The organism is Pseudomonas sp. Irchel s3f7, assembly GCF_900187615.1.
GTDB lineage: Bacteria > Pseudomonadota > Gammaproteobacteria > Pseudomonadales > Pseudomonadaceae > Aquipseudomonas.
Map to the genome: position 1 here is coordinate 43,962 of NZ_FYDO01000015.1, position 16,536 is coordinate 60,497.

At 60.1% G+C, this 16,536-nt stretch carries 16 protein-coding genes; 9 read left to right on the plus strand and 7 right to left on the minus strand.

Annotated features, from left to right (window positions below):
• Positions 1–72: 72 nt before the first annotated feature.
• Positions 73–1,836, minus strand: coding sequence for an L-lactate permease (locus tag CKW19_RS14725; protein ID WP_095058491.1), 1,764 nt, complete (start codon positions 1,834–1,836; stop codon positions 73–75).
• Between the two features lie 180 nt (positions 1,837–2,016).
• Here CKW19_RS14725 and CKW19_RS14730 point away from each other — a divergent pair, with 180 nt between their 5' ends.
• The 3 genes from CKW19_RS14730 (at position 2,017) to CKW19_RS14740 (ending at position 3,927) form a co-directional block, all read left to right on the plus strand.
• On the plus strand, positions 2,017–2,253 hold the full coding sequence (locus CKW19_RS14730; RefSeq protein WP_046818795.1) for a hypothetical protein: 237 nt from the start codon (positions 2,017–2,019) through the stop codon (positions 2,251–2,253).
• Between the two features lie 239 nt (positions 2,254–2,492).
• A complete protein-coding gene (locus CKW19_RS14735; protein ID WP_095058492.1) occupies positions 2,493–3,557 on the plus strand; it encodes a hypothetical protein in 1,065 nt (354 codons plus the stop codon).
• A gap of 16 nt (positions 3,558–3,573) precedes the next feature.
• On the plus strand, positions 3,574–3,927 hold the full coding sequence (locus CKW19_RS14740; protein WP_095058493.1) for a DUF1428 domain-containing protein: 354 nt from the start codon (positions 3,574–3,576) through the stop codon (positions 3,925–3,927).
• Positions 3,928–3,941: 14 nt separating this feature from the next.
• On the opposite strand, the gene CKW19_RS14745 is transcribed toward CKW19_RS14740, so the two are convergent.
• Positions 3,942–4,136, minus strand: coding sequence for a hypothetical protein (locus CKW19_RS14745; protein ID WP_095058494.1), 195 nt, complete (start codon positions 4,134–4,136; stop codon positions 3,942–3,944).
• Between the two features lie 110 nt (positions 4,137–4,246).
• Between CKW19_RS14745 and thpR the strand changes: the two genes are divergently transcribed.
• Positions 4,247–4,786, plus strand: coding sequence for an RNA 2',3'-cyclic phosphodiesterase (thpR, locus tag CKW19_RS14750; RefSeq protein ID WP_095058495.1), 540 nt, complete (start codon positions 4,247–4,249; stop codon positions 4,784–4,786).
• A 116-nt stretch (positions 4,787–4,902) separates the two neighbouring features.
• Here thpR and CKW19_RS14755 read toward each other — a convergent pair whose 3' ends face one another.
• The 5 genes from CKW19_RS14755 to CKW19_RS14775 all read right to left on the minus strand — a co-directional run bounded on the left by CKW19_RS14755 (position 4,903) and on the right by CKW19_RS14775 (position 10,191).
• Positions 4,903–6,000: a polyamine ABC transporter substrate-binding protein gene (locus tag CKW19_RS14755; RefSeq protein ID WP_095058496.1), complete on the minus strand. Its 1,098-nt coding sequence runs from the start codon at positions 5,998–6,000 to the stop codon at positions 4,903–4,905.
• 166 nt (positions 6,001–6,166) lie between these two features.
• Positions 6,167–7,051: an ABC transporter permease subunit gene (locus tag CKW19_RS14760; protein ID WP_095058497.1), complete on the minus strand. Its 885-nt coding sequence runs from the start codon at positions 7,049–7,051 to the stop codon at positions 6,167–6,169.
• A complete protein-coding gene (locus CKW19_RS14765; protein WP_177408817.1) occupies positions 7,048–7,929 on the minus strand; it encodes an ABC transporter permease subunit in 882 nt (293 codons plus the stop codon). Before CKW19_RS14765 ends, CKW19_RS14760 begins: the two co-directional genes overlap by 4 nt.
• A gap of 29 nt (positions 7,930–7,958) precedes the next feature.
• Positions 7,959–9,101, minus strand: a complete 1,143-nt coding sequence (gene potA / locus CKW19_RS14770; protein WP_095058499.1) for a polyamine ABC transporter ATP-binding protein — start codon at positions 9,099–9,101, stop codon at positions 7,959–7,961.
• 328 nt (positions 9,102–9,429) lie between these two features.
• A complete protein-coding gene (locus tag CKW19_RS14775) occupies positions 9,430–10,191 on the minus strand; it encodes a gamma-glutamyl-gamma-aminobutyrate hydrolase family protein (protein ID WP_095058500.1) in 762 nt (253 codons plus the stop codon).
• A gap of 283 nt (positions 10,192–10,474) precedes the next feature.
• Here CKW19_RS14775 and CKW19_RS14780 point away from each other — a divergent pair, with 283 nt between their 5' ends.
• The 5 genes from CKW19_RS14780 (at position 10,475) to CKW19_RS14800 (ending at position 16,494) form a co-directional block, all read left to right on the plus strand.
• Positions 10,475–11,851 (plus strand): glutamine synthetase family protein, encoded by a 1,377-nt coding sequence (locus tag CKW19_RS14780; protein ID WP_095058501.1) that lies wholly within the window; start codon positions 10,475–10,477, stop codon positions 11,849–11,851.
• Between the two features lie 208 nt (positions 11,852–12,059).
• The gene (locus tag CKW19_RS14785) at positions 12,060–13,550 is read left to right on the plus strand and encodes an aldehyde dehydrogenase (RefSeq protein ID WP_095058502.1); all 1,491 of its coding nucleotides are present in this window, start codon (positions 12,060–12,062) and stop codon (positions 13,548–13,550) included.
• Positions 13,551–13,601: 51 nt separating this feature from the next.
• The gene (locus CKW19_RS14790) at positions 13,602–14,885 is read left to right on the plus strand and encodes an FAD-binding oxidoreductase (RefSeq protein ID WP_095058503.1); all 1,284 of its coding nucleotides are present in this window, start codon (positions 13,602–13,604) and stop codon (positions 14,883–14,885) included.
• Positions 14,886–15,202: 317 nt separating this feature from the next.
• A complete protein-coding gene (locus tag CKW19_RS14795) occupies positions 15,203–15,751 on the plus strand; it encodes a cupin domain-containing protein (protein ID WP_095058504.1) in 549 nt (182 codons plus the stop codon).
• Between the two features lie 311 nt (positions 15,752–16,062).
• Entirely contained in the window at positions 16,063–16,494 is a 432-nt protein-coding gene (locus CKW19_RS14800; protein ID WP_095058505.1) for an anti-virulence regulator CigR family protein, read from the plus strand.
• The last annotated feature ends 42 nt before the right edge of the window (positions 16,495–16,536 follow it).

Genomic DNA, 16,536 nt, shown 5'->3' on the forward strand with positions numbered 1-16,536 from the left:
TCTGTTTTGCAACAGAACACCAACGCCCGGGCGGTATGCCCGAGCGTGGAAAGAGGTGTGCACGGGAACCGCTTAATGACCGCCCACCACCATGTGGCTGAACGGCGCGACGTAGGCCTGCAATGTCACCAGCCCACCGACCAGAATCGCCAGCACGATGGAATGGAAGAACACGTAGCGCAGGATTTCCCCTTCATGGCCGTACCAGCGGGTAGCGGTGGAGGCGACCACGATCGACTGGGCGTCGACCATTTTGCCCATGACCCCGCCGGAACTGTTGGCGGCGGCCATCAACACCGGGCTGATCCCCAGTTGCTCCGAGGTCACCCGCTGCAAACCGCCGAACAGCACGTTTGAAGCGGTGTCCGAACCGGTCAGGGCCACGCCGAGCCAGCCGAGGAGGGTGCCGAACATGGGGTAGAAAATGCCCGTCGCGGCAAACGCCAGGCCCATCGTCGCATCAAGCCCCGAATAGCGGGTGAGGAACCCGAGGGCCAGCATCGCCACAATGGTGATCAGCGAAAAACGCACCACCCAGAGCGTTCGCAGGTATTGGTGAATCAGTTGCGGGATGGAGTAGCCCATCAGCAACCCGCCAACAATCGCCGCCAGCAGGATGCCGCTGCCGGTTGCGGTGAACCAGGTGAACTTGTAGATCGCTTCCTCGGTTTTCGCTGTCGGCACCACGGGTGGGACTTTTTCGATTTGCTGGTGAATGGTGGTGAACGTCAGGATCGGCGCAAAGACCGGATTGGCCTCGCGCATCGGCTTGCCCTGCGGGTCGAGCTTGGCGGCGCTGGTTTGCGGATCAATGGCCGGACGGGTGTCGAAGGTGTTCTTGAAGCCTTGGGTGCCCCAGATGAACACGAAAATCGTGAGGATGATCCACGGCATCCAGGCACGCATCACCGCCGGTTTTACATCACTGGCGAAGGCTGCACTGGGTACAGGCTTTTCATCGTGCTCCACATCGATTTTCGAGTCGTCGTGTCGCCCGGTCAGCGCGGCGGAAGTGTGTACCGTGGCCGGTTTCCAGACTTTCAGGAAACCGGTCAGACAGGCCATGGAAATCAGCGCGGCAATCACGTCCACCAGCATCGGCCCGTGATAGTTGGACACGAGGAACTGCGGAATCGCAAAGCTGACGCCGGCCACTAGGATCGCGGGCCAGATCTCCAGCATCTTGCGCCAACCGGCAAAGGCCCAGATCAGCCAGAACGGCACCAGCACCGAGAAGAACGGCAACTGCCGACCAACCATCATCGACAGCTCCATTTCATCCAGCCCGGTGACCTTGGCCAACGTGATGATCGGTGTACCCAGGGCGCCGAATGCCACTGGCGCGGTGTTGGCGATCAGCGCCAGGCCGGAGGCAGCCAACGGCGAGAAGCCCAGGCCGATCAATATCGCGCCGGTCACTGCCACTGGCGTGCCGAAACCCGCCGCGCCTTCAAAAAAGGCGCCGAAGCAGAAGGCGATCAGCAGCAATTGCAGGCGGCGGTCGTCAGTGATGCGTGCCAGGGAATCCTGCAGCACCTTGAACGAACCGTTCTCGGTGGTCAGCCGGTGCAGGAAAATGATGTTCAACACAATCCAGCCAATCGGCAGCAAGCCATTGGCCGCACCGTACAGTGCCGCCGACCCTGCCATGTTGGCCGGCATGCCGAAGGCGAAAATCGCAATCAGCAAGGCTGACCCCAGGGCAAGCAACGCCGCCAGGTGAGCCTTGACGTGGAAAAACGCCAGCGATGCCAGCATCACCACCACCGGGACGGCGGCCATGAGGGTTGAAAGCACCGGGCTGTTGAACGGATCGTAGATTTGCTGCCAAACCATGTTCCACCTCTGCTTTTTATTGTTGGACGTGCAGACCCCCCAGGGGGCGGTGGCTTGAAGTATAGGTGGCATTGCGCGGCTGTCAGGCAAGGCCTCTGGTCTCGCCAATCGGCGCTTTGCAACAGGCTGAACTAGCATGGCCAGAAGGGTTCTGAATTCAGCCTGAGGAGGAATGCAGCCATGACCGAGCGCCATCTGGAACACAAGGAAACGCTGTCGAACGGATGCAGCATCAAAGTCAAAGCCGAGATACTGAAAGACGGTTCGCTGGGGATGTTCATCGGCGTTTATCGGCCGGATGGCACCGCCATCGACGAGAACCACGATCCCAAGCCGCACATGCTGGACATGGAGGCGGCAATGGATTGGGGCATCGATATCGCGAAGGGCATCGGCAATAGCCAGCGAACGCTATAAGCGTCGTCACACGTGTTTTTCTGCCGTACCGCCTGAAGAATGAATCGTTCTCGAGTTGTGCGGCGATGCCGAATACAGTTTGGGCCTCGAACAGTTGCTCAAAAGTATTGATCGGCAAGGATAGGCAGCCTCCAGAGCGACTACTTTGCTGAATGGGTGAGGTGCGGCACCTATACTCAGATGAAGGCCTTTTGAGCGTCGGGCATGTCGTTCGGCGCAGACTTTAGAGAACCGCGATCTTGAACCTGCGTTCGCTGATCGTTGTCGTGCTACTGGTGTTGGCGGGATGCGCCACGCCGGAGCGCGCGCCGGTACAAGTGGCGCCGGTCTTCGTCTCCCCCAGCACCTGGCAACAGGTGGACCGAGAGATCGTCGAGGCGTCGAAGTCAGCGACCGAGCAGACCAAGATCTACGCCCACGGTGCCATGGATTACTGGCGCACGCGGGTCTATCAACTGACTGAAGAGAACTTCATTCCCTGGTTCAGCAGTTACTGGACCCAGGAATGGATCTCGATGAAAGTCAGTTGGTACACCCTCAGCGCCCAGGGTGAGCAGGATGCGTCGGCCAAACGGTTGGCGGCCTATCTGCTGGAGGCGTATCAGGAAAAAGTCCTGGCCCCGGTGGCGGTCGAGATTGATCCCGATGCGATTCTTGGCAATGCAGCGGCGTTCTACGTGGACATTCTCAAGGAAGAATTGCAGAAGATTTCCAAGCGCCACGGCGTGCCGATGGCCCAATTGAATGGCCGAATCCAGAAAATCCCCGCCATTGCCCTCGGGCCGCCACCGGCGCGCAACGCCTCGCTGTACCAGGTGATGCGCGCCGAACCCTTGAACACGCTGCCGGCTTATGCGGCGCTGATCGATAAGATCCACAAGGCCGGAGGGAACAAGGGTGTCGATTCGACCGATACCGCCATGGCCCCCGTCGCCAAGCGCGCCAGCCAGCAGATAGAGGCGGAGATGGCCCCGCGGGGAGCCGCCAGTGCGGTGGCCGCCGCGGCCGGGAAACTTGCCGGTGGCTTGATCACCGTCGGCGTGGCGGGCATTCGCGCAATCATACGGGCCAACGACCGGCCCGACAGCGAGGCGCTGATCCGTAGCAGCCTGGGCAACACCTTCGACAAGGCCTGGAGAAAGCTGCTGCAGAACCCGACCAGCGGCGTGATGGCCGGGACACTGTACCTGGCGGCGCAAATCGAAGGCAGCCTGGGGGATAGCGTGCAACCGTCGGTCGGGTTGAGTGCCGGCACTGTCGATTGGAGCCCGACGCCAGCGACTACCCAACAGAACACCCCATGACCGAAGGAGAACACTCATGTCTTACGTTGATGGATTTATCGCTGCAGTACCCACCGCCCAGCGCGAGCAATACCTGAAACACGCCGAAATCGCCGCTGCCATCTTCAAGGAAAACGGCGCCCTGAGCGTGGTCGAATGCTGGGGCGACGATGTGCCACAAGGCAAAGTGACGTCGTACCCGATGGCGGTCAAACTCAAGGAAGACGAAACCGTCGCCATGGGCTGGATCATCTGGCCGGACAAGGCGACCCTCAATGCCGGCATGGACAAAATGATGCAGGATTCGCGCATGCAGCCGGACGTCAATCCCATGCCGTTTGATGGTCAACGCATGGTGTACGGCGGGTTTGAAATACTCCTAAAAGCCTGACGCGAGCCACAGGGTCACTCCGCTGCCGGGGTGATCCTGCAACTTTTGCGCTGACGGATTTCGTCGTCCGTCGGCCGTTCGCGAATGAACTCGAAACGTGGCTCGCCTTCGCTGTAATGCACCAGCCAGCCCCATTCCAGCTTGAGCTCATCCTGGCCGGGCGCGGGCGGCGAGGCCCACCATGGCTCTGTGCTGATGATCTGTCGCATGGCCCCCTCCGCGTGATTCGCTTGCTAGAACTATAACGCGCATGCGGCGAGGTGCCAGAAACCCGCTGGCCGGTTGTAAACTCAAGCCATTCCCGCAAGAGATGCCCGGCATGAATGACGAATCCCGCGAGCCGTTCAAGCGGCTGTTCTTTGCCCTCGATTGCCCACCGACGCAGCGCAAGGCCATTGCTCGATGGCGCAGCGCCCTGCAACTGAGGAGCGGGCGGCCGGTGCCGGCGGAAAACTTTCACCTGACGTTGAAGTTTCTCGGTTCGATCGTCGCGGCGCAGGTGGCCGATATTTGCGAGGCGGCGGCGTCGGTGCGCACGTCGGCCGAGTGCTTGACCGTGACGCTTGATCGACTGGATGCCTGGCGCAGGGCAGGGGTGCTGGTATTGGCGCCGGAGCAAGCGCCCCCGGCGTTGTTGCGTCTGGTGTATGACCTGGAACAGGCCTTGTTGCCGTTTGCCCTGGAGGATGCGCCTCGTGAGTTTCGCCCGCACCTGACCTTGGCCCGTGACTTTCGCGCGCCGGTACCCGAGTCCGCCACGGCACCGGAATTTTTCCTGCGTGCCGATCGGTTCACACTGTTCGAATCGCACAAGGGCCGCTATCGGGCGCTGGCCGAATGGCCGCTGGGGACGGCGTAATCCAACACAAAAAAAGGCGCCCGAGGGCGCCGAAATTCACCTAAACCGAGGGAGCCAGGTGAGTGATGCAGCGGTGGTAAGGCGCTGCATGAAAGTCCTCTGGCAGGAAGCGGTGGTTATTTACCCAGCTTCACCTTGGTCCAACCCCGGGTCATGACCCGCTGCACGCCAATCGGCATGTCCGGAATCGCATACAAGGTCGCCATCACTTCCTGGGACGGATACGAACCCGGCTCGTTGCGAATCGCTTCATCCACCAACGGCGTCGCCGCCAGGTTGGCGTTGCTGTAGCCGATGTTGTTGGTGATCTCGGCGATGATGTCCGGGCGCATCAGGAAGTCCATGAACAGGTAAGCCTCCTCGACATTCGCTGCATCACGCGGGATGGCGACCATGTCGTAGAAACTGCCGGCCCCTTCTTTCGGGATGCTGTACTCGATCTTCACCTTGTCGCCGGCTTCCTGGGCGCGGGCCTTGGCCTGCAACACGTCGCCGGAGTAACCGACGGCCACGCAGATGTTGCCGTTGGCCAGGTCAGAGATGTACTTCGACGAATGGAAGTAGGCCACCGACGGGCGGATCTTCATGAACAGCGCTTCGGCTTCGGCGATGTGCGCCTTGTTCTGATCGTTCGCCGGGTAACCCAGGTAGTGCAGGGCGGCCGGGATCATTTCGGTGGGCGAATCGAGGAAGCTGATGCCGCAGGCTTTCAGTTTTTCCGCGTTTTCCGGTTTGAACAGCAAGTCCCAGGAGTTGGTCGGGGCGTTGGCACCGAGCACTTCCTTGACCTTTTCCGGGTTGAACCCGATGCCGATCGAGCCCCACATGTACGGAAAGGCGTGGGCGTTATCCGGGTCGCTGGCAGAGGCGTTTTTCAGCAGGACCGGATTGAGGTTCTTCCAGTTCGGCAGCTTTGATTTGTCCAGTTCCTGATAAACACCGGCCTTGACCTGCTTGGCCAGGAAACTGTTGGACGGCACGACGATGTCGTAGCCGGATTTGCCCGCCAGCAGGCGTGCTTCAAGGGTTTCGTTACTGTCGAACACATCGTAGGTCACGCGGATACCGGTCTCGTCTTCGAACTTCTTGACGGTGTCCGGGGCAATGTAATCCGACCAGTTGTAGACGCGCAGAACCTTGTCATTGGCCTGGGCGCCGGTGGCAATCACGCCCAATAAGGACAGTGTCAGCAGAGTCCTGCCAAACATTTTCATCGGTACAACTCCATTTCTTTTTATACAAAACACAATGCAGTATCACAGCGAATCTGTGGCGAGGGAGCTTGCTCCCGCTGGACTGCGCAGCAGTCCCATCTAATGGGGTCGCTTCGCGACCCAGCGGGAGCAAGCTCCCTCGCCACAAAGAGCAAATCACGGAGCTTTAGGCGATAGCTTCCAGCATTTTCTTTTCAGGTTGCTGCCACGATTCGCTGGCCGTCTGGTCCATCGCTTCCTGGATCGCGCGTTTACGGCTGGCTTCGGCACGGCGGCTGAAGTACCAGACCATGAAGGTCACGATCGAAACCGCCAACAGGATCAGGCTGGCCACGGCGTTGATCTCGGGTTTCACACCCAGCCGCACCGCCGAGAACACTTCCATCGGCAGGGTCGTGGAACCCGGACCCGACACGAAGCTCGCCAGCACCAGGTCATCCAGCGACAGGGCGAAGGACATCATGCCGCCGGCCGCCAGTGACGGCGCGATCATCGGAATGGTGATCAGGAAAAACACCTTGAACGGCTTCGCACCGAGGTCCATGGCCGCTTCTTCGATGGACAGGTCCAGCTCGCGAAGGCGGGCGGAGACGACCACCGCCACATAGGCGGCACAAAACGTGGTGTGGGCGATCCAGATCGTGACGATGCCACGCTCCATCGGCCAGCCGATCAACTGCGCCATGGCCACGAACAGCAGCAACAGCGACAGACCGGTGATCACTTCAGGCATCACCAACGGCGCGGTGACCAGACCACCGAACAGCGTGCGCCCCTTGAAACGCGTTACGCGTGTCAGCACAAACGCGGCCAAAGTACCCAGCGCGACCGCTGCAATCGCTGTGTAGCAGGCGATTTCCAGCGAGCGCAAAACCGAGCCCATCAACTGGCTGTTGTCGAGCAAGCCGGCGTACCACTTGATCGACCAGCCGCCCCACACCGTCACCAGCTTGGAGGCGTTGAACGAGTAGATCACCAGAATCAGCATCGGCAGGTAGATAAACGACAGGCCGAAAATCAGCATGAACTTTGAAAATCCGAAGCGTTTCATCCCCGTGCCTCCATCTCTTTGGCCTGGCTGCGGTTAAACAGCAGAATCGGCACAATCAGGATCAACAGCATCACCACCGCCAGGGCAGACGCCACCGGCCAGTCGCGGTTATTGAAGAACTCTTGCCACAGCACTCGGCCGATCATCAGGGTTTCCGGGCCACCCAGCAGTTCCGGAATCACGAACTCGCCGACCACCGGAATGAACACCAGCATGCAACCGGCGATGATGCCGTTCTTGGCCAGCGGCACGGTGATTTTCCAGAAGCTGTTGAAGGTGCTCGAACCCAGGTCCGACGCGGCTTCCAGCAGGCTCTGGTCGTGTTTGACCAGGTTGGCGTAGAGCGGCAGGATCATGAACGGCAGATACGCATACACCACGCCGATATACACGGCGGTATTGGTGTTGAGGATCTCGATCGGGTGCGAGGTCAGCCCGGTCCACATCAGGAAACCGTTGAGCAAACCGTTGTTGCTGAGGATGCCCATCCACGCGTAAACGCGGATCAGGATCGCGGTCCAGGTCGGCATCATGATCAGCAGCATCAAGACGTTTTGCGCTTCCTTGCTCGCCTTGGTAATGGCGTAGGCCATCGGGAAGCCGATCACCAGGCACATCAGCGTGCTGTAGAGCGCGACCTTCAACGAACCGAGATAAGCGGAGAGGTACAGCTCATCTTCGCCCAGCAAGGTGTAGTTGCCGATGTTCAGCAGCAGGTTGAATTTCTGCTCGGCGTAGGTGTAGATCTCAGAGTAGGGCGGAATGGCCAGCGCGGCTTCCGAGAAGCTGATCTTCATTACCAGGAAGAACGGCAGCAGGAAGAACAGGCACAGCCACAGGAACGGAATGCCGATGACCAGTTTTCGCCCACTGGGCACCAGGCGCAGGAATTGCTGATTGAAGGTTCTCATGCGCGCAGTACCACGCCGCTGTCGTCTTCCCACCACACGTAGACCTGATCGTCCCAGGTCGGACGGGCGCCACGGCGTTCGGCGTTGGCCATGAACGACTGCACGACTTTGCCGCCCGGCAGCTCGACGTAGAACACCGAATGTCCGCCGAGGTAGGCGATGTCATGCACTTTGCCGCTGGACCAGTTGTAACGGGTATCAGGCTTGGTGGTGCTGACCAGCAGTTTTTCCGGGCGGATCGCGTAGGTGATCGACTTGTCCTGCACCGAGGTACTGACGCCGTGACCGACGTAGATCTTCTGCTCCAGGTCGGGGCTGTGGATGATCGCGTGACCTTCCAGGTCTTCGATCACGGTGCCGTCGAAGGCGTTCACGTTGCCGATGAATTCGCAGACCATGCGGCTGACCGGCGCCTCATAAATGTCCACCGGGCTGCCGATCTGGGCGATCCAGCCCAGGTGCATGATCGCAATGCGCTCGGCCATGGTCATGGCCTCTTCCTGGTCGTGGGTCACCATCACGCAGGTCACGCCGACGCGTTCGATGATTTCCACCAGTTCCAGCTGCATTTGTGAACGCAGCTTTTTATCCAGTGCACCCATCGGTTCGTCGAGCAACAGCAGCTTCGGGCGCTTGGCCAGGGAACGGGCCAGGGCCACGCGCTGACGCTGACCGCCAGACAGTTGATGGGGTTTGCGTTTGGCGTATTGGGTCATGTGCACCAGGCGCAGCATCTCTTCAACGCGGGCGTCGATTTCACTGGCGGGCAAACGGTCCTGCTTGAGGCCGAAGGCGATGTTCTGTGCCACCGTCATGTGCGGGAACAGGGCGTAGGACTGGAACATCATGTTGATCGGCCGCTCGTACGGCGGCATGTCGGTGATGTCGACACCGTCGAGCAGAATCCGGCCTTCAGTCGGGCGCTCGAAACCGGCGAGCATGCGCAGCAGAGTCGATTTACCCGAACCGGAGCCGCCGAGCAGGGCGAAGATTTCGCCCTGATGGATCTCCAGGGACACATCGTCCACTGCGATGGTCTCGTCGAATTTCTTGGTGACGCGATCGACTTTCACCAACACCTTTTTCGGTGCCTGGTGACCTTCAAGAGCCTTCCTGTAGATGCTGGAGGCGTTTGCCATGTGAAACTCCCAACAGGTTTCAGTCGCCGGGCCAACGCGGCCCTGCTTAATAGTGGATTGCAAACCCTGCCGGTCGCGGTCCCTTGTAGGAGCTGGCTTGCCAGCGATGGCGGCCTGACAGTCAACACTGATGTCGACTGTCCGGGCCTCATCGCTGGCAAGCCAGCTCCTACAGGGTGACGCACCCACCGGGTTAATTCGGCGCCGCCATCCTGGCTGCCTGGTAGTACTTGTTGTTATCGCAGTGTGTTGCTGACGCGAGCGAGGCACGCAAAAGCGCCTGCCCGCTCGCGCTGGGCAGTTAATCGTTTAGTTTGGGTTTAGGCCGTCAGCTCGAGTGGCGCAGCGCCGCCCGTTGTCGGCACGCATCACCGAACGCCTGGAAAATCCTCAAATAAGGAGGGTTGTCCAGCACCTGCCATTCCGGGTGCCATTGCACGCCGAGGGCAAACGCTTTGCTGTGTTCGGCGGAGATCGCCTCGATCAAGCCATCGGGGGCGACGGCTTCGGCGCGCAGGCCGGGAGCGAGTCGGTCGATGCCCTGACTGTGAATCGAATTGACCTGGAACACCGTCGGCAGATCCAGCGCTTCGAACACGCCACCGGGCTGCACGTTCACCGCATGGGCGGGAGCGTATTGCACGGCCAGGTCCGGATGGTTGGCTTCGCGATGATCGAGCATGCCAGGAAGCTCATGGACCTTCTGATGCAGGCTGCCACCAAACGCCACGTTCATTTCCTGGAAACCACGGCAGATGCCGAGGACCGGAATGCCGGCAGCGATGGCTGCGCGGATCAGGGGCAGGGTGGTGCGGTCCCGTTGTGGATCATGTTCCGTGCCGGGGGCGCTGGCCGGGCCTTGATAGTGGAAAGGTTCCACGTTCGATGGCGAGCCGGTCAGCAACAGACCGTCGAGCTGCGGCAGCAGGTCCTCGATGTCGATCAGGTCGCCCAAGGAAGGAATAACGACAGGCAGCCCCAGCGCCGCAACGCTGACAGCGCGCACGTACTTGTCGCCGCTGATGTGGTAGGGGTGCAGGCCAATCTGTTTGACGCAGGCTGTAACGCCGATCAATGGCTTGAATGCCATTTTTATCACCTCGAAGTTTCACACTTGAACGAGCTTTTCCGGAGCTTAGCCTTGTTGATTTTAATTAACAACTCTCATGTAAAAAATTCTAAACGTCTCCCGTCCGATATTCAGGATCTACGGGCGTTTGGTAGATGATTTGGCACTTGCGCGCCTCTGAATGGCCAGAAAATAAACGCTTTAAGGCCAAGTGTTCGCTATTGACTTCACTTTGCCTTTCGGATTGACTGGACTCGTGAAAGGGCGGTGAACATAATAATTAACAGTAAAAAATAGGTGCATCATGTCGGTCCCTCTGCGTACCGTTCAACTCAACGAAGCAAACGCATTCCTTAAGAAATATCCTGAGGTTTTGTACGTCGACCTTCTGATTGCGGATATGAACGGTGTGGTGCGCGGTAAGCGCATCGAACGCACCAGTCTTCATAAGGTTTACGAGAAAGGCATCAACCTGCCGGCGTCTCTGTTTGCTCTGGACATCAATGGTTCCACGGTGGAAAGCACCGGCCTGGGTCTGGACATCGGCGATGCCGACCGGATCTGCTACCCGATCCCCGGCACCTTGAGCATCGAGCCATGGCAAAAGCGCCCAACCGCGCAACTGCTGATGACCATGCACGAAATCGAAGGTCAGCCATTCTTCGCCGACCCGCGGGAAGTACTGGCCAATATCGTGCGCAAGTTCGACGACCTTGGCCTGACCATCTGCGCCGCGTTCGAGCTGGAGTTCTACCTGATCGACCAGGACAACGTGAACGGTCGTCCGCAATCGCCGCGTTCGCCGGTTTCCGGCAAGCGTCCGATGTCGACCCAGGTGTACCTGATCGACGACCTCGACGAATACGTCGACTGCCTGCAAGACATCCTCGAAGGCGCGAAAGAGCAGGGCATTCCTGCTGACGCCATCGTCAAGGAAAGCGCCCCGGCGCAATTCGAAGTCAACCTGCACCACGTGGCCGACCCGATCAAGGCCTGCGACTACGCCGTCCTGCTCAAGCGTCTGGTGAAGAACATCGCCTACGACCACGAGATGGACACCACCTTCATGGCCAAGCCGTATCCGGGCCAGGCAGGTAACGGTCTGCACGTGCACATTTCGATTCTCGACAAAGAAGGCAACAACATCTTTGCCAGCGAGGATCCCGAGCAGAACGCCGCGCTGCGACACGCGATCGGCGGTGTGCTCGAGACCCTGCCGGCGCAGATGGCGTTCCTCTGCCCGAACGTCAACTCGTACCGTCGTTTCGGCGCACAGTTCTACGTGCCGAACTCGCCGAGCTGGGGCATCGACAACCGCACCGTGGCCGTGCGTGTACCGACCGGTTCACCGGACTCGGTGCGCATCGAACACCGAGTGGCCGGCGCCGATGCCAACCCGTACCTGTTGATGGCATCGGTTTTGGCCGGTGTGCACCACGGCCTGACCAACAAGATCGAGCCGGGCGCTCCGGTCGAAGGCAACAGCTACGAGCAGAACGAACAGAGCCTGCCGAACAACCTGCGCGATGCACTGCGCGAGCTGGACGACAGCGAAGTCATGGCCAAATACATCGACCCGATGTACATCGACGTGTTCGTGGCGTGCAAGGAAAGCGAGTTGGCCGAGTTCGAGAACTCCATCTCGGACCTTGAGTACAACTGGTACTTGCACACCGTCTGACGGCGTTGGCGGTGTACACAAATCTCGTGTGCGCCGCCAACCCTGTAGGAGCTGGCTTGCCAGCGATGGCGTCGTCACAGTCAACATTGATGACGTCTGATCCACCGCAATCGCTGGCAAGCCAGCTCCTACAGGGATCGCATTTCATTTTTTGATTGGGCGGGCGTCCGTCCGACGATCACCTATTCCCCTGCGTCGAGTCACAACCATGACAAACACTCGCAGCGATTGGGAGCAACGCTTCCAGTCCCTCAATATTGAAGGTCGCGCATTCATCGACGGCCAGTACTGCGCAGCCGCCGATGGCGCGACGTTCGAATGCATCAGCCCGGTGGACGGTCGTTTCCTGGCGAATGTCGCCAGCACCGACGAAGCCGACGCCAATGCCGCTGTCGCTGTCGCGCGCCGCACCTTCGAGTCCGGCGTGTGGGCCAACCTGGCCCCGGCCGAGCGCAAGCGCATCCTGATCCGTTTCGCCGACCTGATCCTGGCGAACCGGGAAGAACTGGCCCTGCTCGAAACCCTCGACATGGGCAAGCCGATCAGCGACTCCATGAGCATCGACATTCCGGCGACTGCCAACGCGATCCGCTGGACCGCCGAAGCCATCGACAAGATCTACGACGAAGTCGCCGCGACACCTCAGGACCAATTGGGCCTGGTGACCCGCGAAGCGGTCGGCGTGGTTGCGGCCATCGTGCCGTGGAACTTCCCGTTGATCATGGCCAGCTGGAAATTCGCCCCGGCCCTGGCAATGGGCAACTCGTTCATCCTCAAGCCTTCTGAAAAATCCCCGTTGACCGCGATCCGCATCGCGCAGCTCGCATTGGATGCCGGTATCCCGAAAGGCGTGTTCAACGTTTTGCCGGGCTACGGTCACACCGTCGGCAAGGCGCTGGCGTTGCACATGGACGTCGACGTGCTGGCCTTCACCGGCTCCACGGCGATTGCCAAACAACTGATGATCTACGCCGGCCAGAGCAACATGAAACGCGTCTGGGCGGAAGCGGGGGGCAAGAGCCCGAACGTGGTGTTCGCCGACGCACCGGATCTGCGCGCAGCCGCGCAGGCAGCGGCCAGCGGCATCGCCTTCAACCAGGGCGAAGTCTGCACCGCCGGTTCACGCCTGCTGATTGAACGTTCGATCCGCGAGCAGTTCATTCCGTTGTTGGTCGAAGCGCTGCAAGCGTGGAAACCGGGGCACGCGCTCGATCCTGCAACCACCGTCGGCGCGGTCGTCGACCAGCGTCAACTGGACAACGTGCTGCGCTACATCGGCATCGGCAAAGCGCAAGGCGCCGAACTGATAGCGGGCGGCAGTCGTACCCTCGAAGACACCGGTGGCCAGTACGTGGAGCCGACGATTTTCGACGGCGTGACCAACGCCATGACCATCGCCCAGGAAGAAATCTTCGGTCCGGTTTTGTCGGTGATCACCTTCGACACGGCGGAAGAAGCCCTGGCGATTGCCAACGACAGCATCTTCGGCCTGGCCGCCGGTGTGTGGACCAGCAACCTGAGCAAGGCCCACACCTTCGCCCGTGGCCTGCGTGCCGGCAGCGTCTGGGTCAACCAGTACGACGGCGGCGACATGACCGCGCCGTTCGGCGGGTTCAAGCAGTCGGGTAACGGTCGGGACAAATCGCTGCACGCGTTCGACAAATACACCGAACTCAAAGCGACCTGGATCAAGCTCTGATAACAATAAAGCGACGGTCACCGGCTCTGTCGGCGACCCTCGGAGAAATGTATGAAACAAACGCATGTAAACAGCTACTACGCCGCCACCCGCAACTTCACCGGTGATTTCCCTGTGCTGGAAGGGGTGGTGGATTGCGATGTCTGTGTGATCGGCGCCGGCTACACCGGCCTGTCTTCAGCCCTGTTCCTCGCTGAAGCGGGCTACAGCGTGACCGTGCTCGAAGCCGCCAAGGTCGGTTTCGGCGCCAGCGGTCGCAACGGCGGTCAACTGGTCAACTCCTATAGCCGCGACGTCGACGTGATCGAAGAGCGCTACGGCGACAAGACCGCCGAAATCCTCGGCAGCATGATTTTCGAAGGCGCCGACATCATCCGTCAGCGCATACAGCACTACGACATCCAGTGCGATTACCGTCCCGGCGGCATCTTCGCGGCGATGAACAAGAAACAACTCAATGGCCTGGCCGAGCAGAAGAAGAGTTGGGAGCGCTACGGCAACAAGAGCCTGCAGATGCTCGACGCGGCCGACATCAAGCGCGAAGTCGGTTCCGAAGCCTACGTCGGCGGCCTGCTGGACATGCAGGGCGGCCACATTCACCCGCTGAACCTGGCTTTGGGTGAGGCTTCGGCGATCATCGGCCTGGGCGGCAAGATCTACGAGCAATCGGCAGCGGTGGAAATCACCTACGGCGAGCCGATCACCGTGCGCACCGCCAAAGGCGTGGTGAAGGCCAAGTACCTGCTGATCGCCGGTAACGCCTACCTGCCGCAGGGCCTGGACAACCGCGTGACCAGCAAGAGCATGCCGTGCGGTTCGCAGATCGTCGTCACCGAGCCGTTGTCGGAGCAGCAAGCGCGCAGCCTGATCAAGAACAACTACTGCGTCGAAGACTGCAACTACCTGCTCGATTACTACCGCCTGACAGCGGACAACCGTCTGCTGTACGGCGGTGGCGTGGTCTACGGCGCCCGTGAACCGGACGACATCGAACAACTGATCCGCCCGAAAATCCTCAAGACCTTCCCGCAATTGAAGGACGTGAAGATTGACTACCGCTGGACCGGCAACTTCCTGCTGACCATGTCGCGTATGCCGCAATTCGGCCGTATCGAGAAAAACGCCTACTACATGCAGGGCTACAGCGGCCACGGCGTCACCTGTTCGCACCTGGCCGGCAAACTGATCTCGGAAATGATCCGTGGCGACGCCGAACGTTTCGACGCGTTCGCTTCGCTGCCGCACATGCCGATGATCGGCGGGCGTACCTTCTCGGCACCGCTGACCGCTCTGGGCGCTGTGTACTACTCGCTGCGCGACCGTTTCGGCATCTAAGCTTTGCCTCGCCGGCGGCTTCTGTGCAACAGGAACCGCTGGTTTTTTATGCTTTCCCTGTGGGAGCCAGCCTGCTGGCGATGAGGTCATATCTGCCAAAAAAGATGTCGCCTGACACACCGCTTTCGCCAGCGGGCTGGCTCCCACAGGTTGTGCGACTTCATGGCAAATGGCTATTTTTTCGGCCATTTATCGAACCTGCTGAGCATTACTAGCAAACGTGATTTAATAGCCGCCTTTCACGTTTCCGGGACCGGAAAACGGCGTAATCCGCGCCTGCTCTCCACCCCTCCTACCGGTTGGCGCATAAGGCTGTCATGGATACGGGCTCACGACTCAAATTAGTACGCGAAAGCTACAAACTGTCCCAGCGCGAGCTGGCACGGCGTAGCGGCGTCACCAATGCCACCATCTCCCTGATCGAACAGAATCGGGTCAGTCCTTCCGTCAGCTCCCTGAAGAAATTGCTGGAGGGCATCCCCATGTCCCTGGCCGACTTCTTCACCTTCGATCAGCCGCCCCGCGAACACCAATACATCTTCCGCGCCAGCGAACAACCGGACCTCGGCCGCCATGGCCTGCGCCTGCTGCTGATCGGCGCGTCCGTCCCCAGCCGCCAAATGCGTCTGCTGCGTGAGCAATACGCCCCGGGCGCCAGCTCCGGGGAAGAACCGATCGTGCATGCCGAAGGCGAGGAGTGCGGCCTCGTTACGCGCGGCACCGTGGAATTGACCGTCGATGGCCAGGTCAGCGTGCTCAACGCCGGCGACGGCTATTACTTCCCGACGACCTTGCCGCACCGGTTTCGCAACATCGGCCAGGATGAGGCGGAAATCATCAGCGCGAACACGCCGGCGAACTTCTGATCAATGTAGATCAGTCTTGTACCCCATGATTTTTGTGTAGGAGCGAGCATGCTCGCGATGGACCGCGCAGCCGTCCCATTGGGGCCGCCTCGCAATTCAGCGGGAGCAAGCCCCTCGCCACAGATTCGGTGTTGCGCTTCCTGGATGGTCACGCGCCACCGGCGAAGCCCATGTCGCGAAGGTCGCAATCATGCGGGTCATGGCGGGGTCTCCAGACGGGGTCGTGTGAGCGCAGACGTTCACTTTATGGAACCTACATCATCAGCAGCGTCTAAATTTTAGGGAACTCTCCCTCGATGAAGGAACGACTCATGTCTAAATCTCGCTCATTGATTGCAGCGGTTACCTGCCTGGCGCTGGTCTGCGGGTCAGCCACTGCGTTGGCCGAGCCCGGCAAGGGGCAGGGCAATGGCAACCAGAGCAGTCATGGAAACAAACACAAGAACTCCGGTGGAGACGACTGGAGCCACGGCCCGAGCGTCAATCGCGACAGCGTGTTCGGGATCATTAGCGTGAATCGCGACTACTGGAGCCCAGGCCCTGCCTTGCCACCGGGCATCCAGAAAAACCTCGCCCGCGGCAAGCCGTTGCCGCCCGGTATTGCCAAGAAACTGGACGGTCGGTTGATCGGCAGCCTGCCTCACTATGATGGTTATGAATGGCAGCAAGTCGGCACGGACCTGATTCTGGTCGCGCTGGCCACCGGGCTGATTTATGAAATTCTCGATGGTGCGTTTCATTAGCGTTTGAGCGGCGGATTTGCTTTGCCGTAGTACGGTGCCCGT